This is a genomic window from Citrobacter sp. Cpo091 (assembly GCF_030332645.1).
Classification (GTDB): Bacteria; Pseudomonadota; Gammaproteobacteria; order Enterobacterales; family Enterobacteriaceae; genus Citrobacter; species Citrobacter portucalensis.
Map to the genome: position 1 here is coordinate 233,039 of NZ_JAOWHL010000040.1, position 18,608 is coordinate 251,646.

Consider the following 18,608-nt stretch of genomic DNA (forward strand, 5'->3'; position numbering starts at 1 on the left):
GGTTAAATTTATGAAATATATCGGAGCGCACGTAAGCGCCGCTGGCGGTCTGGCTAACGCCGCTATTCGAGCCGCAGAAATCGAAGCGACCGCATTCGCCCTGTTCACCAAGAATCAGCGCCAGTGGCGTGCTGCGCCGCTAACCACCGAAATCATTGATGATTTCAAATCTGCCTGCGAGAAGTACCACTACACCTCCGCACAAATCCTGCCTCACGACAGTTATCTGATTAACCTCGGTCACCCGGTCAGCGATGCGCTGGAAAAATCGCGTGATGCGTTTCTTGATGAAATGCAACGCTGTGAACTGCTTGGCTTATCCCTGCTGAACTTTCACCCGGGCAGCCATTTGATGCAGATCCCGGAAGATGAATGTCTGGCGCGCATTGCCGAATCCATCAACATCGTCCTCGCTCAGACCCAGGGCGTTACGGCAGTTATCGAAAATACCGCCGGACAAGGTAGTAATCTGGGATTCAAGTTTGAGCACCTGGCCGCCATTATCGACGGCGTCGAAGATAAGTCCCGTGTTGGCGTTTGTATTGATACTTGCCACGCTTTCGCGGCGGGTTACGATTTGCGTTCCGCAGAAGAGTGCGAAAAGACGTTTGCGGAATTTGAACGCATTGTCGGTTTCAAGTATCTACGCGGTATGCACCTGAACGACGCCAAGAGCGCGTTTGGCAGTCGCGTTGACCGTCATCACAGCCTGGGTGAAGGTAATATTGGCCATGATGCCTTCCGTTGGATTATGCAGGATAATCGTTTTGACGGTATTCCGCTGGTACTGGAAACCATTAATCCGGATATATGGGCCGAAGAGATCGCCTGGCTGAAAGCCCAGCAAACAGAAAAAGCAGTGGCGTAACGATCTCCGCGCGCCAGACAAGCTGGCGCGTATCAAGTGAGCGTAACCAGATCCTCTGGCATATGGTTGTACAAAATCCGCCAGAAATGCTCTGCCGTTTTATTCAAACGGGTATCCATTCGGTAAATATAGGCCTGAATTGGCACTATCAACTCCGGCGTGTCCAGACAAACCAGGCGCTTATCCCGTAGTTCGTTCACGATCGTCCACGCTGGCAGCCAGGCGATACCATGACCATCCAATGCCATATTCTTCAATAGCTCACTCATCGAAGACATAAACAGCGTACGCGCTGAAATACTGCCCACCTCCGCCAGGTGACGGTTAACCAATCTTCCCATGTAGGAAGTGCTGGTATAGTTCAGAATCGGCACCTGCGGCTGATAGATATCAAACAACGCCTTACCCTGTGCATCCGCAGCACAGACGGGATACAGCTCAGACTCAAAAACCTTCAAGCCGCAGAAAGGCGACTGCATTAAGTCTTCATCGCGAAAGGAGATAATGAAATCACTTTTCCCTTCGCGCAATGTATTGACCGCCTGGACTACGTCAATCGCTTCGACGTGGTAAACAAATTCTTCGCCCCATGCCGACATTGAATGTACTAATCTGGGCAACATCGTCAGCGACAGAGAATGTGCCGCCGCTATTTTGATATTGGGAACGCCAAGCAGGTTGTGACCACTTAGCTCATCTAAATTGCATTCCAGCTGTTGTAGCAGGCTACGGGTCTGCGAATGAAATAACTTACCCTCCTCCGTCAGCTGCAGTGGACTTGTCGTACGGTCAAACAGCAGCACCCCAACAGCGGATTCTAGCGCCTTGATCCGCCGACTAAATGCCGGTTGGGATAGGTTGCGCTCCTCTGCGGCCTGAGAAAAATGACGACACGCTTCCAGCGTCAGAAAATCATATAACCATTTTGTCTCGATATTTTTCATGCCTGTCACGCGGATGTTTAAATATGTCGATTAGTCTTAAGCATCATGCCTGAATATTCCCGGAGATGATATTCAACATCAGCATCTGGTGATTCGTTTTTTGCATAATACCTTCGTTTTTGACATTAACATGTTTCTTTACCCATCGACCACGACCGCTCATCCACCGCTGAATGACGGGCCTCTGGCTGATTACCGGACTGCCGAGGTGGTAAAAGACATCACGCTCATGCGTTTTTTGCATTGAACCAAACATTATTGCATTTCTCCTCACGACACTCTGCTGTTAAACATAAGCACCAGATAGACACCAGCTCTGAATATTAAATATCGGTAAATTAGAGGTATATATCGTGAAAGGTTTAATTGGCGTACTTGGTGGTATGGGGCCTGCTGCAACCGTCGATTTTTTTAATAAATTCGTCACCTTTACCGCAGCGCAACGCGATCAGGAACATATCCCATTAATTATTTCATCCATCCCTGATATTCCAGACCGAACTGATGCGTTAATGCATCATGGTCATTCTCCACTTCCGGCAATGCGTGATTATATGCACAAACTGGAAGATGCTGGTGCGGAGTGTATTGTGATCCCCTGTAATACCGCCCACTTTTGGTTTAATGAATTAAAAGAGTGCTGTCATACAGAGTTACTCAGTATCGTTGAAACAACCATGAATGAGGTCAAAAACTGCGGAAAATCACGTATCGGTTTACTTGCTACTAACGCCACCCTTTACATGGGACTCTACCAAAAAGGCATAGAATCTCTTGGTTTAACCTGCATCAGTCCTGATTCATCCGGTCAGGAAAAGGTCATGGAAAGTATTTATTGCTTAAAAGCCGGCGACCTTAAGCGGGCACAAACGCTGATGAATGAACAGGCTGAAGTGCTCTTCTCACGCGGCGCACAAATCATTGTACTGGGATGTACTGAAGTCCCCGTCATTCTTGCCGACGCAGTCAGAAAGTCTCCAGATAAATATATTGACTCAACCGGATCATTAGTTCGCGCCGGTATTAAATGGTACGAAAAACGAGTTGGCAAACATCATCTTCTGGCGCAATAACAGCCGTCACCAGATTAATAAAGCATTAAACAACCACTTATTTTAATAACAAATTATTCTCTGGCGGAGGCCATTATGGTTTGGTTAGAAATTATCGTCGTGTTGGGTGCAATATTTTTTGGTATCCGCCTCGGCGGAATAGGTATCGGTTTATGCGGTGGTCTGGGGCTGGCTATTTTAACGTTGGGATTTGATCTGCAAATTGGCTCGCCACCCGTTGACGTTATCCTCATTATTATGACAGTTGTCGTGGCAGCATCGGCGCTACAGGCCGCAGGAGGTATGGATTATCTGGTTCGCGTTGCCGGTAATTTCATGCGGCGTAACCCTAAATATATCAATATTATTGCACCGATTATCACCTGGTCGATGACCATTATGGCCGGAACAGGGTTCATTGTATTTTCTACCCTGCCAGTGATTGCTGAAGTCGCCAAAGAGTCCGGTATCCGCCCTTCTCGTACGCTCGCCGGATCCGTAGTCGCCTCCCAGGTGGCGATATCCGGTTCGCCGATCAGTGCCGCAATGGCGGCTATGCTGACCATTATGGAAGGCAACGGTATCACTTTTATTCAGGTCATGGCTGTATGTCTGCCAGCTTCTTTTGTCGCCGCGATGGTTGCCGCTTTTATCGCCTCACGTCAGGGATGCGAGCTACAGGATGATGAAGTCTATCTGGAACGCCTGCAAAAAGGATTAGTGCGTAAATATGAAGGGCAAAACAGCACTACGCCGGGTGCCAAACTCTCAGTCGCCCTGTTTATGCTGGCAACGGTCGTCATCGTTATTCTTGCCGCCTGCCCGCAGCTACGCCCTGGATTCGATGCAGGCAACCCAATGAATACCCGGGATATCATCATTATCTGTATGCTGGCTGCCGCTTGCCTGATGGTGGTGTTATGCAAAACATCAACCGATGCTATTGTCCTGACATCCACGTTTCGATCGGGGATGAGTTCACTGGCGGTCATTCTCGGGATTGTTACACTGGGAACGACCTTCATTGATGCCCACTTAGCGGAGATTAAGGATATCGCAGGCGATATTCTACGGGCTTACCCCATGCTGTTGGCACTGGTGCTGTTTGGTACCTGCGCGCTTCTTTACTCGCAAGGCGCCACCACGCCGCTAATCATCCCTCTGGCCGTTGCGCTCGGCGTGCCTACATGGGCAATTCTGGCCTCCTATGTGGCGGTAACCGGGGTGTTTGTTCTACCAACATACCCGACTTCGCTGGCGGCAATGGAGTTCGACACCACAGGGACAACGCGCGTGGGCAAGTATGTCTTAAACCATCCGTTTATGCTGCCAGGTCTGGGTGGGATCATTGCTGGCGTTGCCTTTGGTTTTATCATCGCGCCAATGATTGCCTGACCCGTTTTATTAAGGCTGGATGGATTATTGTGGCGATGCTGCAACGGTGTAGGTAAATGCATAAAAAAGGGGCAGAGAATTCTCTGCCCCTGGTATTGACGTTAAATCAGGCCGCCTTTGCCACAACCTCAGCTTCCGGGCGCTTCAGCACCGCGTAGGAGAGACCGGCTACCAGCGTACCAGCAATAATTGCCAGCAGGTATCCCAACACCGGCGTGATTGCGCCTGGGATTAACAGGACAAACAGCCCGCCGTGTGGCGCCATCAGCTTCGCACCCACCGCCATCGAGATAGCCCCGGTAATCGCACCACCAACGATACAGCAAGGCAGAACGCGCATTGGGTCACGGGCAGCGAACGGGATTGCCCCTTCGGTGATAAAGCACAGGCCCAGTACCAGGGCAGCTTTGCCGCCTTCCTGCTGCGCTTTGTCGAACTTACGACGCGCAACCAGCGTTGCCAGACCCAGAGCCAGCGGAGGTACCATACCCGCAGCCATGATGGCCGCCATCGGCGCATAAGTTTGCGTACTCAGCAGACCCACACCGAAAGCATACGCCGCCTTGTTAACCGGACCACCCATGTCGGTACACATCATGCCACCAAGAATCGCGCCAAGCAGCACCGCATTGGCCGTACCCATGGTTTGCAGCCAGTGAGTCAAACCTTCCAGAATACCCGCCACCGGTTTGCCGATCAGGTAAATCATGGCCAGACCAACCACCAGGCTTGAGAACAGCGGAATGATCAGGATCGGTTTCAGCGCTTCCATACTCTGCGGGAGTTTCAGCTTCGTGCTGATAAGCTTCGCCACATAACCGGCAAGGAAACCAGCAATAATCCCGCCAATAAATCCGGAACCGGTGCTTACCGCCAGCATACCTCCGATAAGACCCGGCGTCAGACCCGGACGATCAGCGATGGAAAACGCGATATAACCTGCCAGTACCGGCACCATCAGCGCGAAGGCTGAACCACCGCCAATCTGCATCAGCGCCGCCGCCAGCGTCCCCTGCTCTTTAAACGCTTCGATACCAAAAGCGAACGAGAGTGCAATACACAGACCGCCAGCAACCACCATCGGCAGCATGTAAGAGACGCCCGTCAGCAGGTGACGATACGCCCCCGCGCTCTCTTTCTTACTTTCGGTTGCTGAAGTCTGCGCTTTACCGGTTGGCTGGTACGGTGTTGCTTCTTCCAGCGCTTTGTCCAGCTCCTGCTTGGTTTTCTTCAACGCAAGACCGGTAGAGGTGCGGTACATCGGTTTGCCGGCAAACTTCGCCAGATCAACTTCAATGTCAGCGGCCACAATCACCAAATCAGCCTGAGCCACTTCCTCCGGCGTAATGGCATTACCTGCGCCAACAGAACCTCGGGTTTCAACCTTCACCCACCAGCCACGTTTTTTCGCTTCAGTTTCAATCGCTTCAGCAGCCATAAACGTATGAGCAACACCGGTCGGACACGCCGTCACCGCCACCACGCGTTTTGGACCACTGCTGGCCACAGGTGCTGTTGCAACCGGGGCGCTGTAGGGTTTTGCATGGCCTTTAGCTTCGCTGAGGAAGAGTTCAGGATGCGCAACCGCACGACCAATGTCGCCCAGCCAGACTTTTTTGCCGTTCAGCGAACTGTCGGCAGGAAGCGTATCGCCCAGAACAATTGCCAGTTCGGCATCATTCGGATTATCAATAATTTCCAGATGTGCTTTCTGTGCCGCCGCTCCAAGCAGGGTTTTCGCCATGTAAGCGCGAGCCTGGCCGAGATTAGCGTCAATAATCAGCAGCGTTTTCATTATGCCTCTCCTGCTGTCAGTTAAACGGTTTTAAGTCGACACGCGCCATCATTGCGGCCAACTGAGGACGATCGGTAATGCCTACATTACTTTGGCTTACCGCCAGGGCGGCAACAGCCGTCGCCAGACGCAGGGTATGTTCGCTGGACTCACGCATCAGCAGACCGTAAATAAGACCGCCAACCATTGAATCACCCGCGCCGACGGTGCTGACCACCTCAACTGACGGCGGTTTAGCAATCCACTCACCTGAGGCGTTAACCCACAGCGCACCTTCCGCGCCGAGTGAAATCACCACATGAGCGATCCCCTGTTCACGCAGCGCATGCGCCGCTTCAATCACATCTTTCATTTCCGGCAGCTTACGACCGGCCCAGATTTCCAGTTCGCGACGGTTTGGCTTCACCAGCCATGGTGCCGCTTTCAGACCTGCTACCAACGCTTCACGACTACTATCAAAGATAATGCAAGGACACTGACTACGCAGGCGCGTCATCCAGTCGGTGAAGGCTTCCGGGCTCACGCCGGTTGGCAAACTGCCGCTGACGCACACCATATCGAACTGGCCCAGCCAGCTCAGCGAATCATTCACAAAGCGTTCCCAGTCAGCCGGGGTAACTTCAAAACCAGAGAAGTTGAAGTCAGATACTTCACCGTCTTTTTCGGTCAGCTTGACGTTAATACGGGTACGACCCTGCACGACCTGAAAACGGTTGGCAATGCCCAGCTCGCTGAACAACTGCTGAAAACCATCCTGGTTGTCTTTACCCAGGAAGCCACCCACAGTGACATCGATACCTAAATCCTTCAAAACCTTAGCGACGTTGATCCCTTTCCCTGCCGCATGCAGACCGGTGGTTTTAACCAGGTTCACTTCACCGCGTTCAATTTCCGGGCAGAAACCCACCAGGTCGTAGGCCGGGTTAAGGGTGATAGTAGCAACACGTCTGCTCATTACGCGCCCTCCCCAAGACCTGCCGCGATGGCTTCGCCAATCGCCTTCAGCGCCTGTTCAGCATCTTCACCCTGTGCAGTAAAGCGCAGGTGATGTCCTTTCTTCACGCCTAACGCCACAACTTTCATCAGACTGCGTCCATTCGCCGGCTTGCCGGTTCCATCAAGATTTGTCACGGTAATTTCACTGTTAAATTGTTTAATCGTATTCACCAGCATGGTGCCCGGGCGGGCATGTAAACCATGCTCATTGCGCACAATAAATTCGGCGCTCAGTACATCATCAGTTAAGGCGTCATCGCTGGTCAGCAGCGCCAGCACCGTTGCCGCATCAGCTTTCAACAAACGGTCAGCTTTATTATTCAGCAGCAGATCGCCAAGGCGCTTCAGCACCGCAACCGGTTGATCGTCATTCATGGCGACGGTCACCAGCAGGGCTGCCGCTTCACCTTGTACATCGAACGCTGTTGCTGCACGGCTGACCGCAACGGCGCTACGCACGTTACCTTCAGCACAGTCATTCAGCCAGATCCCCTGACCAAGATTCATCGGCTGCTCATTGATTGCTCTGGCTACAAAGGTGGCGTCAACCGCACCGACTTCTTTCAGCCGCGCCGCGTTGAGTGCCTGCAGCGTCACCAGCGAGTTGGCCACGACATCCAGCGACAGCGTTTCGTTATCAAGCTTCAGCTGTTCACTTTGCTTTTCACCCATCAGCAGCGCACGCAGTTCTTCCGCCGTGGTCGCAGATTTCAGCTGTTCAGCGACGGAGTCATCGCTCAGCACGTGTGTCAGCTGACGCAGTAAACCGAGGTGTTCATCAGAGCTTGCGGCGATACCGATTGCCACATAAGCAACCTGCCCTTCGCCCCAGGTCACGCCCTGTGGAAACTGAAATACCTGCACACCGGTTTTCAGTACCTGATCGCGCGTGTCCGTCGTACCGTGAGGAATCGCAATACCGTTGCCGAGGAACGTGGACGTCTGTTGTTCGCGCGCCAGCATGCCATCGACGTAGCCTTCCGCGACGTTACCCGCCTGCACTAAGGCAGCGGCAACCTGGCGAATAGCCTCTTCTTTATTCCCGGCCTGTTCGCCCGGGTGAATATCCTGAACAGATAACTGGAACATGATTCTCCTCTCCCGCTGAATTGAAACGATTCAGCCAACATGAGAAAAAAGGCGCCACCCGACTCCATCAGCTAAGGCAAGATGACGCTGAAACGTTTCAAGAAGTCTTGCTCTTTTTTCTTCAGCACACAAGTAAAGTTGACAAATTACTTGCTGAATTTAGAGATAACGCACATTTTCTCTGCGAAGGAGTAAAAAATGCTGACGCAAAAACGCCGTCAGCTTGTCAGATTCAGCAACGTCAGCAAACAGCATTCTTTGACTGAAATGCTATTTTGATTTTTGATGCCGATTTTGATTTGGCTCCCTGTTTATTTTCTGACAAGCGGCGTAAACTCCGCGTCTCTTCACATCATTGATATCAAAACATGCATAACACCCCCGTAGCCGCCACACCCAAGGCGTTTGATTTAACGTCTTCGGCGTTCCTGCTTGTCGCATTTCTGACGGGTATCGCCGGTGCGTTGCAGACGCCAACGCTCAGCCTTTTTCTGACGGATGAAGTCCACGCCCGTCCCGGCATGGTTGGGTTCTTTTTTACCGGAAGCGCTGTGATCGGTATTCTGGTAAGTCAGTTTCTGGCCGGACGTTCAGATAGAAAAGGCGATCGCAAGAACCTGATTGTGTTTTGCTGCGTGCTGGGGATGCTGGCCTGCATGCTGTTCGCCTGGAACCGTAATTATTTTATCTTGCTGTTTGTCGGGGTATTCCTCAGCAGCTTTGGATCGACCGCCAACCCGCAAATGTTTGCTCTCGCCCGTGAACACGCCGACCGCACAGGTCGGGAAGCCGTCATGTTCAGCTCAATATTACGTGCGCAGGTTTCGCTAGCCTGGGTAATTGGCCCGCCGCTGGCCTACGCGCTGGCCATGGGATTCAGCTTTACGGTGATGTATCTCAGCGCGGCGGTGGCGTTTGTTGTCTGCGGCGTAATGGTCTGGCTGTTTTTACCCTCAATGAGTAAAAACGTGCCTCTCGCGACAGGCGCAGTTGAGGCCCCGCGCCGCAATCGACGCGACACGTTGCTGCTGTTTGTTATCTGCACATTAATGTGGGGAACCAATAGTCTCTATATCATTAATATGCCGCTGTTTATCATCAACGAACTGCATCTGCCGGAAAAACTGGCTGGCATCATGATGGGCACCGCAGCCGGACTGGAAATCCCAACCATGCTGATTGCTGGCTATTTTGCAAAGCGTCTGGGTAAACGTCTGTTGATGAGAATTGCCGTCGTTGCCGGATTCTTCTTTTATGCCGGTATGCTGCTGGCTCACTCTCCGGCGATATTGCTTGGCTTACAGCTGCTGAACGCGATTTACATCGGTATTCTCGGCGGGATTGGTATGCTCTATTTCCAGGATCTGATGCCGGGACAGGCGGGTTCAGCCACCACCCTCTATACGAATACCATTCGCGTGGGCTGGATTATTGCCGGATCGCTGGCGGGGATTGCCGCTGAAATTTGGAACTATCACGCGGTGTTCTGGTTTGCACTGGTGATGATCGTCGCCACCGTCGTGTGCCTGACGCGCATCAAGGACGTTTAAGGCGCGGTTAGCGCTTCAAGCTCGATGAGATAAACCATGGCCTGGTGCGTCGTCCGCCCGCACATTTCCGCACTGGGCTGTAAACCGCCGCACACCTTTGGTCGTAGCGGCGACGCAAAAATTTTGCAACGCAGGGATTCATCCAACTGAACGCAGGGCGTATTAGCGGGCTTGCCATCAGGCATACCGGGGATGGGACTGGAGATTGAAGGCGCGGTGCAGCATGCACCACAATCCGGACGGCATTCCATACAGTACTCTCTTTATCGTAAACCATCGGATTGTGCGGGAAGGGCACAGTACCACCTTTTTTGCACCAGCAAAAGCATGAATTCCGCTTGCCTGAATGCCCCGGCGCGAGTAGTTTTACGCGATATTTTAGACACTCCCCACTACAGGATTTTTTCGATGCCAAGAGCGAACGAAATTAAAAAAGGTATGGTACTGAACTACAACGGCAAGCTGCTGATTGTAAAAGATATCGATATTCAATCACCGTCTGCACGTGGTGCTGCCACGCTGTACAAAATGCGTTTTTCTGATGTGCGTACCGGTCTGAAAGTTGAAGAGCGCTTCAAAGGCGACGATATCGTCGATACCGTCACTCTGAGCCGTCGTGGCGTTGATTTCTCCTACGTCGATGGCAACGAATACATCTTTATGGATAAAGAAGACTATACCCCGTATACCTTCACCAAAGACCAGATTGAAGAAGAGCTGCTGTTCATGCCGGAAGGCGGTATGCCGGATATGCAGGTACTGACCTGGGACGGCCAACTGCTGGCGCTTGAACTGCCGCAGACCGTAGATCTGGAAATCGTTGAAACTTCACCGGGGATTAAAGGTGCTTCAGCGAGTGCGCGCAACAAACCAGCAACCCTGAGCACCGGTCTGGTGATCCAGGTTCCTGAGTATCTGAGTGCGGGTGAAAAAATCCGTATTCATATCGAAGAACGTCGCTATATGGGCCGTGCAGATTAATTTTCTGCTGCGCAGTGACGGCAAGGGACAGCGCTGGCTGTAATGCTTGTTAGTTTACAAAGGTGAATGATCGTAACGATAACTGAGAATGGAACAGCCGGAGGTATTGAATCTGTTACCTCTGATGTATTGTTACGTTCACCCTAAATTTATCACTTCTCTGAAACGATACTGCCTGTGAACGTGTTAAGGGTACTATCGCCGTACCCTTAACAATCCCGGCTCCCGGCGGGAAAATTGTTGCTACGCAATACCCTCCGCTTTTTCCTTCAGGCTATCGGACCGGGCGCGAGGTAGCGTCCCTGCAAAGCGCGCCCTGAACCCGCATCCCTGCGGGTTCTCCCGGCCTTACGGAATCACGTCGGCAATTTTCAGCCGGACCAGCCACACCTGACCATCTTCTTTTTTTGTTTAAACAGCAAAACAGATTTAACTGGAAATCAGAGAGTTGAAGCGATGACCCCGGTCCGGCTGAAAATCGATGAGGCGTTGACGGCTGACCGGGTCTGCCCGCAGGGATGCGGGCAGAGGGGACGGCCTGCAGGGACGCAGGCTCGGCCCCGACCCGACAGGCAGACGGCATGAGCCGAATGAATCGCATCGCGACGATTTTCCTGCCGGGAGCCAGGGTTGCAAGGGAGGCGGCGGTGAGCCTCCCTTGCACGTTCACGGGTATCTGCGCTTCAGAGAAATGACTCCGCTGAGGTGAACGGAACCCTATGCCGCAATAAAATATGCTCCATAATGCTTAACTGACTGGCATTACAACGCAGGCTGTCCCTTTTTTCATTTTCAGCGCTGGCTGCTGAAATAAAAATCATCCATCAGCAACGACTCCAGATACTGTTCATCCTCTTGCATAAAACGCACTATCAGATTCACCGTCTGAGGATAAAACCCCTCGTTATCCCGCACCAGACAAGCATCGCGAAATAACGGTGCCCAGCACAGAATATGATGATGCAAAAAGTAATATTGCGCCGATAGCCTCTCCTCTTTAGCAACCATCCTCGCCATTAATGCCAACTGCACAGCAATATGATCGGAGGGTTCATTCTCTCGCGCTGCCAGACCTTGCTCAATCAGCAGCACATTCATTTGCCGACGTTCTTCTGCCGCTGTCGTGTGTGGATAGTGCCCTGCATAGGGAGAAACACTAGCTGGCGGGGCCAGCAGAAACAGCGAGGCAAAATCTGCTGCCAGCTCCAGTTGTCGGGAGTCGCGCCGCAAAACCCGGCCCAGGCTATGCTCAAAACGTTTAACCTCGGCAGACACTCCAGGAACCGCCGCCAGTGAGGCAATCCAAGCCTGGCTATCGCCGTTTTCCAGACTGGCGAGCTGTTTTTCATCCAGCTCACGAAATAGCAGTTGCGAAAACCACTGGTACACAGCCGCCCGCTGCTGATGAATTTGCTTATGCTGCACTGGACCCCTCCTCTTTCACAATCTGCGGACCACCGAATGCCGTCACCTGCGGGGCTTTCTGCTGATAACGCTCGACCTCCACCAGCACGGTATGCGCTGAAGGCCCCTGAGCCAATTGTGAAGTACCTATATCCGCGCTTAGCACGTTCGGGTCGCCATAGGTGCATAATGTCCCAGCTTTCCCCCCTTCCTGCGGGGAATACCACGCGCCTTCATGAATACGAATCACGCCAGGGGAAAAATCCGGACTGACAACTACGCCAGCCAGTACCTGACCACGAGCGTTAAAAACGCGGGCGATATCACCGGCTTTTAAGCCACGAGCGGTGGCATCCTGTTCACTGATATAAAGCGGTTCTCTTCCGGCAACCGCATAGGTGTTGCGAAACGCCTCGCTAGAGCACAGTTGGGAATGCAGACGTTTGTCCGGATGGCAGGATTGCAGATGCAGCGGGTATTTATCTTTTTTGCCGCTATGGGTACGCTCAAAGGGTTCCATCCACACCGGATGCCCCGGACAATCCTCATAGGTAAAGCCCGCGATGGTTTTGCTGTAGATTTCAATCAGACCTGACGGCGTTCCCAGCGGATTCAGGTCTGGCTGGTCGCGAAACTCACCGTGACGTACCCACGGCTGACCCGGCGGATATTCAATATATCCGTCACCCTGCCAGAACGTTGTGAAATCCGGTAATGAGACGCCGAGCGATGCCCCCATCTTCACGCCTTCGTCATAAAGCGCCTGTATCCACTGCATTTCATCACGGTTTTCACGGTACACCGCTTCCTTGTCAAAGCGCTTACACAGCCCGGCAAATACATCAAAATCATGTCGCGCTTCATATTGCGGTTTGACGATCTGATACAACGCCATCAACCCTTTATTCGAATGCGTACCGAACTGCTCAATATCGTTACGTTCAAAGCGGGTGGTAACGGGCAGGACGATATCGGCAAAACGGCACGACGCGGTCCATTGGTGATCCAACACCACCACGGTTTCCAGCTTCTTCCACGCGTCGATCATGCGATTCCTGTCCTGCTGCGCATGAAATGGATTCGCCGCGCTGTAGATCGCCATTTTGATGTCAGGCCAGGTTAACGTCTCGCCGTTAAAGGCAACCTTTTTGCCCGGCTCAAGCAGGCAGTCAACGATACGCGAAGTGGGGATATGCTCCGATGCGCCGCGAAAATCCGCGTTGTACTTTGCCTGCGGGGGATTCGTGATCCCTCCCAGTCCAGAAAGCACAGGCCCGGCGGATGTTACCGTACCACCGCCGTTGTAGTGCCAGCCAAATCCTACCCCGCCGCCGGGCAAACCAATTTGACCGACCATGCTGGCCAGCACCACCAGCATCCACGGATACTGCTCACCATGGTGCATGCGTTGTACGCACCAACCGCCCATAAACTGTGTCCGACCTTTCACCAACAGGCGGGCGAAGTCTCGGATCTGCTCTGCCGTCAGGCCGCAGATTTCTGCCGCCCATTCGGCATTTTTCGGCTGTTTATCGGTTTCGCCCAGCAGATACGGCAAAAACTGCTCAAAGCCGACGGTGTAATCGGTAATAAACGCCGTGTCGTACAGTTTTTCTTCGTACAAGGTATGCGCCAGCGCCAGCATTAACGCCACATCGGTTTGTGGCCGCAACGCCAACTGCTCGCAGCCAAGATAGTTTTGCGACTTGCTCCGCACCGGATCAACACTGATAACGCGCATCTTACCCTGCGCTACCGCCTCTTTAATCTGCTGCCAGTAGCCAAACGCATCGTGATCGGGAACCAAAAACTCGATCTGCAGGTTCTTGATCGGATCGCAGCCCCACAGCACGATGGTATTGCTATTTTGAATCACCAGCGGAAGCGACGTCTGCTGCTCATAAACTTCCAGCGAACCAATCACATGCGGTAAAATGACTTGTGCCGCTGCCGCAGAATAGTCGCCGACGGTTGTCACATAGCTACCATGCAGGCCAAGTCCCCGATCCATCGCCCCGCCCGCTTTATGGTATTTGCCCACCATTTGCCAGTCGGCAAGCCCGGTAAATACGCCTGATGAGCCATAGGTTTTTTGCACCCGCTCCAGCTCTTCGTAAAACAGATCCAGCGCCTGATCCCAACTGACCCGAACAAAACGGTTATCTCCGCGCTGACTGCGATCTGACTTCTCACGCTTACGCAGCCAGTCCAGACGCACCATCGGGTAGCGCACCCGCGACGGGTTGTAGACCACTTCACGCACCGCGTTCAGCATATCGCAGGGGTATTTGTCATGTTTGAACGGACGGGTTTCGGTCCACTCACCGTTGACCACTTTGGCTTCAAAAGCGCCATAGTGCGAACCAGATTGGATCCACTGTTCGGGATTTTCCCCCGCCGCCCACACTTTTGATATCAGCGGATTAGGCGCCAGTGCACTGGCAGCCCCCACCGCCAGCATTCCGTTGAGAAAACGGCGACGGGACGGATTAAAGTCATGAATATCCATACATTATCCTTACTTTTTGTTGGTTTCAGACACATCGCTGGCGTGGGTCTGGAGGTATTTCAACAACGTACGTTCCTCCACCGGATTAAGCCGGTAATAGGTCGACATGGCTTTCAGTCCGGCGATCCAGCCGTTAGCGGTATATCGGGTTGTAGGAGGAGTGCTATGACAGGCGCTACAGGTGGATTGCAGCATTTGATCTGAGTACTCCCAGATTGGCGCAAGCGTGTTGATAAAGTCCTGATCGATGGTCCAGGCGGTGACGCTCACCTGCTGCCATTCCTGATGTGAGTCAGGATCGACCTGGGTTTGTAGCACTTTTACGTTCGCCATCAGGGGCTCATCGAGAACGGCGGAGAAAACGCGTTTCCCCATATACTGGGTAATCACCCGTCCACGCCCTTTGCTTTCTCGCCAGCCCGTGATTTCGAGCTGCACGTTACTGCCTTCTTTTTTCAGCACCTTGACCTCGGTAGCAGGAAATAACAGCGCCTTCCCGACCGGACTCCCTGCCGTTGCCGCCAGTGATTTTTCGCTTAATGAGAACAGTGTGGTCGCATCTGTTGGCATATCTCCCTGACGCTGTAGCTGCTTATAGCGATCGCGAAAACCGCTGCTCATATCGGGTTTGTGATGGGCTATTCCTTTGTGACAATCGATACAGTTACTGTCTTTTGCTGCCGCTGCAGTCATTTGCGCCGCCGCGTTTGCCGATTGCTTGCCATGATCCATTGCCTCATAGCTATGGCAGGATTTACACGCCGCTGAATTATTCGCGCTCATGCGTGCCCACTCCCGCTGGGCCAGCTCCGGGCGTTTGGCAGCAAACTTTTCAGGAGTATCGATAGAAGGAGAAATAAAGGTGTGATAGAGGTCGTTTAAGGCTTCAGTTTTACGAATAAGCGTTGGAACAACGCCCGGGGGAATATGACAATCCTTACACTCAGCCCGCACGCCAGATGCGTTACGAAAATGCACGCTGGTTTTATATTCCTCTCCAGCCGTGCGCATCGAGTGACACGATAAACAAAATTCGGTGGTACTGGTGTAATGAACGCCTTGCCACGTTCCCCAAATAGCCAGGGCCATTGCCACCGCCCCAGCCAATATGCACCACAATGCGTTCTTTCTTATCCACGACATGCTTGCCTCCATTTTTTAATAGCGACACGCTAAGGGATAATAAAAATCAAAAATAGAGACAGCGATAGCAAGCTATAGGAACAGCTGCTACTCCATGAGGTGTATCAAATAGTAAAAACGAGAAATTCGTAATATAGTGGCCATATATTAATAAGGAATTACTCATGCTTACATTAACGCTCAATAGAGAACTCCGCACTCCGCTGCAATTGCAAATTTTTCAATTTTATTTCCAGGCTATTCAGCGGGGAGATTTGCTTTGTGGCGATAAGCTTCCCTCTATTCGCGAGCAGGCTCAGGTATTGAACGTAGCCAAAATAACGGTAGTGATGGCCTATGATAAGCTTATGGCTGCAGGGTTAATCAAGAGCCGACACGGCATCGGCTATGAAGTGATATTCACCACGCCTGTACGTATAACACCAACACATGTGCCCGTTACCCAGGGTTCTCCGCCGACAAAACCTAAAGCTGCCGGAGTCTCAACCGATGTTTACGCCGAGCCTGGACGAGAGTGCTACTGTCGGATGGGCGTCCCCGATCCCAACGCTTTTCCCTGGTCAAGCTGGCGGAAATGGAATAATGCTCCAAGCATACTTAAAGAACAATTGTTTACCCGATACCATTCACCAAGTGGATTATTTTCACTGCGTGAGCAATTGGTCAGATACCTTAATTTATCCCGCGGAATTAATACCCGAGCAGAGAACATCATCATTACCAACGGGATTCAGGAAGGATTATCACTGCTCAGCCAAATATTTATTATTCATCATGCTGTCAGTCAGCAAAAAAAGTGCCATATTGTGACCGAATCCCCTTGTTATTCTGGCGCATGGCATCTTTTTAATTATTACGGTGCAGACATTACGTCAATTGCCGTAGATAACCACGGGCTGCAAACAGATAATTTACCCGAGTATGAAACCCAGCTTTGTTATGTTACTCCAGCGCATCAGTATCCGATGGGAAGCGTGCTTTCACTGGAGCGCCGTCAGTCATTATTAACGTGGGCGCAACGCGTCGGCGCTTACATCATTGAAGATGATTACGATGCCGTTTTTACCTATGGGGAAAATCCCCTTCCCGCGCTGAAAGCCATGGATTATCACAACCGGGTTATCTACATGGGGACATTTTCTAAAACGCTGGGGCCAGGCGCACGGCTTGGCTATCTTATTTGCCCTGATGAATTGCTTCCGGCGGTACAGAATATGAAAGCGCTCAATAACAACGGCAGTCAGTGGTTGTTGCAGCAATTTTTGGCCGAACTGATGCAAAATCAGGTGTTTTATACGCATATCAGCAAGCTGGCCTGCAGCTATGCGACGCGCCTCACCCTGTTACGCGATGGCCTTTCCACTCTGTTTCCCGAAGGGAAAATCGCTGGCGCAACGGCAGGTCTGCACCTCTCGTTACGCATTGCCAGACACGCAGAATTCATCACCAGGTTGCAACAATGCTGCCTGTTGACCGGGATCCGTTTCGACACTCTGCCGGATATAGAAAATGGATCAGAAGCCGCATGGCGCAAAGAGAACAGCGATGCTGTTATGTTTTTTGGATTTGGTGGATTGCAGATACAGCAGATCAATAAAGTGCTGACAGTGCTGGAGCAGGCGCTCGCTCAGCCTTGATGAAAAACAGGGATCGCGCCTGTCGCGCAATCCCTGTTGTTAGACTTACAGCAGATCGCGGAACTGCGTTTGTTTCAGCGCCAGCTCAACGCCACGGACTTCTGCCAGGCCTTTCAGGCGGCCAATCGCAGAGTAGCCCGGGTTGGTTTTCTTGTGCAGATCGTCAAGCATCTGGTGTCCATGATCCGGACGCATCGGGATAGGACGCAGGTCGCCCGCTTTTTTACGCCGCTGCTCTTCGCTCAAAATGGCAGCCACCACCGATACCATATCCACATCGCCCTGCAGGTGCGCACCTTCATGGAAGGTTTTCGGGTTATCTTCACGACAGGTTGAGCGCAGGTGCGTGAAGTGGATTCGATCGCCAAAGGTTTCGATCATTTTCACCAGATCGTTATCAGCGCGCACGCCGTAAGAACCGGTGCACATGGTGAAACCATTATTAATGCTATCGACCGTTTCTTTCAGCCACTGCATATCTTCGATAGTCGAAACGATACGCGGCAGGCCGAGGATCGGGCGCGGCGGATCGTCAGGATGCACGGCCAGACGCACGCCGACTTCTTCTGCCACTGGCACAATCGCCCGCAGGAATACCGCCATATTATCGCGCAGATCGTCCTTGCTGATGCCGTCGTATTCAGCGAGACGCGCACGGAACTGATCCAGCGTATAGCCCTCTTCTGCACCAGGCAGGCCAGCAATGATATTGCGGGTCAGTTTTTCAATTTCTGCATCACTCATGGCATTGAAGTAGTCCATCGCCTGGCGTTGTTCTTCGGCGGTATAATCCGCTTCAGCTCCCGGGCGTTGCAGAATGTGAAGTTCAAAGGCCGCAAAAGCAATCTGGTCAAAACGCAGCGCTTTGGAACCATCCGGCAGTTGATATTCGAGGTCGGTACGCGTCCAGTCGAGGATCGGCATGAAGTTATAGCACACCGTATCGATACCACAGGTCGCCAGATTACGGATACTCTGCTGATAGTTGGCAATCCACGTTTGATATTGACCTGAACGCGTTTTGATATCTTCGTGGACAGGGATACTTTCCACTACCGACCAGGTCAGCCCTTTTTCAGCCAGAATGGCCTGACGCTGCTGAATTTCTTCTACCGGCCACACTTCACCGTTTGGAATATGGTGCAAGGCGGTCACAACACCCGTTGCGCCAGCCTGACGCACATCATCAAGCGATACCGGATCATTAGGTCCGTACCAACGCCAGGTTTGTTCCATTGTTTCACC

The 18,608-nt window shown here is 52.2% G+C and carries 16 protein-coding genes; 6 read left to right on the forward strand and 10 right to left on the reverse strand.

From position 1 onward, the window contains the following. Nucleotides 1–10: 10 nt before the first annotated feature. On the forward strand, nucleotides 11–868 hold the full coding sequence (gene nfo / locus OGY04_RS20050; RefSeq protein WP_032944004.1) for a deoxyribonuclease IV: 858 nt from the start codon (nucleotides 11–13) through the stop codon (nucleotides 866–868). 32 nt (nucleotides 869–900) lie between these two features. Here nfo and hypT read toward each other — a convergent pair whose 3' ends face one another. Then, on the reverse strand, nucleotides 901–1,812 hold the full coding sequence (gene hypT, locus OGY04_RS20055; protein ID WP_286585946.1) for a hypochlorite stress DNA-binding transcriptional regulator HypT: 912 nt from the start codon (nucleotides 1,810–1,812) through the stop codon (nucleotides 901–903). Nucleotides 1,813–1,855: 43 nt separating this feature from the next. Beyond that, nucleotides 1,856–2,068, reverse strand: coding sequence for a hypothetical protein (locus tag OGY04_RS20060; RefSeq protein WP_286585947.1), 213 nt, complete (start codon nucleotides 2,066–2,068; stop codon nucleotides 1,856–1,858). A gap of 97 nt (nucleotides 2,069–2,165) precedes the next feature. Between OGY04_RS20060 and cuyB the strand changes: the two genes are divergently transcribed. Beyond that, the gene (cuyB, locus tag OGY04_RS20065) at nucleotides 2,166–2,885 is read left to right on the forward strand and encodes a cysteate racemase (protein WP_286585948.1); all 720 of its coding nucleotides are present in this window, start codon (nucleotides 2,166–2,168) and stop codon (nucleotides 2,883–2,885) included. A gap of 75 nt (nucleotides 2,886–2,960) precedes the next feature. Beyond that, complete coding sequence (locus tag OGY04_RS20070) at nucleotides 2,961–4,259, forward strand: anaerobic C4-dicarboxylate transporter (RefSeq protein WP_008785273.1); 1,299 nt, start codon at nucleotides 2,961–2,963, stop codon at nucleotides 4,257–4,259. Nucleotides 4,260–4,365: 106 nt separating this feature from the next. Here the strand turns inward: OGY04_RS20070 and fruA are convergent, their stop codons facing one another. The 3 genes from fruA to fruB are packed head-to-tail and all read right to left on the reverse strand — an operon-like array spanning nucleotide 4,366 to nucleotide 8,139. Then, complete coding sequence (gene fruA, locus OGY04_RS20075) at nucleotides 4,366–6,054, reverse strand: PTS fructose transporter subunit IIBC (RefSeq protein WP_048215908.1); 1,689 nt, start codon at nucleotides 6,052–6,054, stop codon at nucleotides 4,366–4,368. A gap of 16 nt (nucleotides 6,055–6,070) precedes the next feature. Beyond that, complete coding sequence (gene fruK, locus OGY04_RS20080; RefSeq protein WP_003834544.1) at nucleotides 6,071–7,009, reverse strand: 1-phosphofructokinase; 939 nt, start codon at nucleotides 7,007–7,009, stop codon at nucleotides 6,071–6,073. Continuing rightward, nucleotides 7,009–8,139 (reverse strand): fused PTS fructose transporter subunit IIA/HPr protein, encoded by a 1,131-nt coding sequence (gene fruB, locus OGY04_RS20085; protein WP_003834546.1) that lies wholly within the window; start codon nucleotides 8,137–8,139, stop codon nucleotides 7,009–7,011. Before fruB ends, fruK begins: the two co-directional genes overlap by 1 nt. A 368-nt stretch (nucleotides 8,140–8,507) precedes the next feature. Here fruB and setB point away from each other — a divergent pair, with 368 nt between their 5' ends. Next, entirely contained in the window at nucleotides 8,508–9,689 is a 1,182-nt protein-coding gene (gene setB, locus OGY04_RS20090; protein WP_213752772.1) for a sugar efflux transporter SetB, read from the forward strand. Here setB and OGY04_RS20095 read toward each other — a convergent pair. After that, on the reverse strand, nucleotides 9,686–9,940 hold the full coding sequence (locus OGY04_RS20095) for a YkgJ family cysteine cluster protein (RefSeq protein WP_008785278.1): 255 nt from the start codon (nucleotides 9,938–9,940) through the stop codon (nucleotides 9,686–9,688). The genes setB and OGY04_RS20095 overlap by 4 nt on opposite strands. A gap of 157 nt (nucleotides 9,941–10,097) precedes the next feature. Between OGY04_RS20095 and yeiP the strand changes: the two genes are divergently transcribed. Then, complete coding sequence (yeiP, locus tag OGY04_RS20100; protein WP_003027452.1) at nucleotides 10,098–10,670, forward strand: elongation factor P-like protein YeiP; 573 nt, start codon at nucleotides 10,098–10,100, stop codon at nucleotides 10,668–10,670. A 792-nt stretch (nucleotides 10,671–11,462) separates the two neighbouring features. On the opposite strand, the gene torD is transcribed toward yeiP, so the two are convergent. The 3 genes from torD to torC are packed head-to-tail and all read right to left on the reverse strand — an operon-like array spanning nucleotide 11,463 to nucleotide 15,726. Continuing rightward, the gene (gene torD / locus OGY04_RS20105; RefSeq protein ID WP_128316796.1) at nucleotides 11,463–12,095 is read right to left on the reverse strand and encodes a molecular chaperone TorD; all 633 of its coding nucleotides are present in this window, start codon (nucleotides 12,093–12,095) and stop codon (nucleotides 11,463–11,465) included. Further along, nucleotides 12,085–14,583, reverse strand: coding sequence for a trimethylamine-N-oxide reductase TorA (gene torA / locus OGY04_RS20110; RefSeq protein ID WP_286585949.1), 2,499 nt, complete (start codon nucleotides 14,581–14,583; stop codon nucleotides 12,085–12,087). Before torA ends, torD begins: the two co-directional genes overlap by 11 nt. Nucleotides 14,584–14,592: 9 nt before the next feature. Next, complete coding sequence (gene torC / locus OGY04_RS20115) at nucleotides 14,593–15,726, reverse strand: pentaheme c-type cytochrome TorC (protein WP_286585950.1); 1,134 nt, start codon at nucleotides 15,724–15,726, stop codon at nucleotides 14,593–14,595. A gap of 164 nt (nucleotides 15,727–15,890) precedes the next feature. Between torC and pdxR the strand changes: the two genes are divergently transcribed. Beyond that, on the forward strand, nucleotides 15,891–17,363 hold the full coding sequence (gene pdxR / locus OGY04_RS20120) for a MocR-like pyridoxine biosynthesis transcription factor PdxR (protein ID WP_241176558.1): 1,473 nt from the start codon (nucleotides 15,891–15,893) through the stop codon (nucleotides 17,361–17,363). A gap of 45 nt (nucleotides 17,364–17,408) precedes the next feature. Here the strand turns inward: pdxR and uxuA are convergent, their stop codons facing one another. Further along, nucleotides 17,409–18,599: a mannonate dehydratase gene (uxuA, locus tag OGY04_RS20125; RefSeq protein ID WP_032944021.1), complete on the reverse strand. Its 1,191-nt coding sequence runs from the start codon at nucleotides 18,597–18,599 to the stop codon at nucleotides 17,409–17,411. Nucleotides 18,600–18,608: the final 9 nt, after the last annotated feature.

What these genes read in the sequence shown, in the direction of transcription:
- nfo (WP_032944004.1), top strand. Translation starts at nt 11, where the DNA reads ATGAAATATATCGGAGCGCACGTAAGCGCCGCTGGCGGTCTGGCTAAC.
- hypT (WP_286585946.1), bottom strand. Translation starts at nt 1,812, where the DNA reads ATGAAAAATATCGAGACAAAATGGTTATATGATTTTCTGACGCTGGAA.
- OGY04_RS20060 (WP_286585947.1), bottom strand. Translation starts at nt 2,068, where the DNA reads ATGTTTGGTTCAATGCAAAAAACGCATGAGCGTGATGTCTTTTACCAC.
- OGY04_RS20070 (WP_008785273.1), top strand. Translation starts at nt 2,961, where the DNA reads ATGGTTTGGTTAGAAATTATCGTCGTGTTGGGTGCAATATTTTTTGGT.
- fruA (WP_048215908.1), bottom strand. Translation starts at nt 6,054, where the DNA reads ATGAAAACGCTGCTGATTATTGACGCTAATCTCGGCCAGGCTCGCGCT.
- fruK (WP_003834544.1), bottom strand. Translation starts at nt 7,009, where the DNA reads ATGAGCAGACGTGTTGCTACTATCACCCTTAACCCGGCCTACGACCTG.
- fruB (WP_003834546.1), bottom strand. Translation starts at nt 8,139, where the DNA reads ATGTTCCAGTTATCTGTTCAGGATATTCACCCGGGCGAACAGGCCGGG.
- setB (WP_213752772.1), top strand. Translation starts at nt 8,508, where the DNA reads ATGCATAACACCCCCGTAGCCGCCACACCCAAGGCGTTTGATTTAACG.
- OGY04_RS20095 (WP_008785278.1), bottom strand. Translation starts at nt 9,940, where the DNA reads ATGGAATGCCGTCCGGATTGTGGTGCATGCTGCACCGCGCCTTCAATC.
- yeiP (WP_003027452.1), top strand. Translation starts at nt 10,098, where the DNA reads ATGCCAAGAGCGAACGAAATTAAAAAAGGTATGGTACTGAACTACAAC.
- torA (WP_286585949.1), bottom strand. Translation starts at nt 14,583, where the DNA reads ATGGATATTCATGACTTTAATCCGTCCCGTCGCCGTTTTCTCAACGGA.
- torC (WP_286585950.1), bottom strand. Translation starts at nt 15,726, where the DNA reads ATGTCGTGGATAAGAAAGAACGCATTGTGGTGCATATTGGCTGGGGCG.
- pdxR (WP_241176558.1), top strand. Translation starts at nt 15,891, where the DNA reads ATGCTTACATTAACGCTCAATAGAGAACTCCGCACTCCGCTGCAATTG.
- uxuA (WP_032944021.1), bottom strand. Translation starts at nt 18,599, where the DNA reads ATGGAACAAACCTGGCGTTGGTACGGACCTAATGATCCGGTATCGCTT.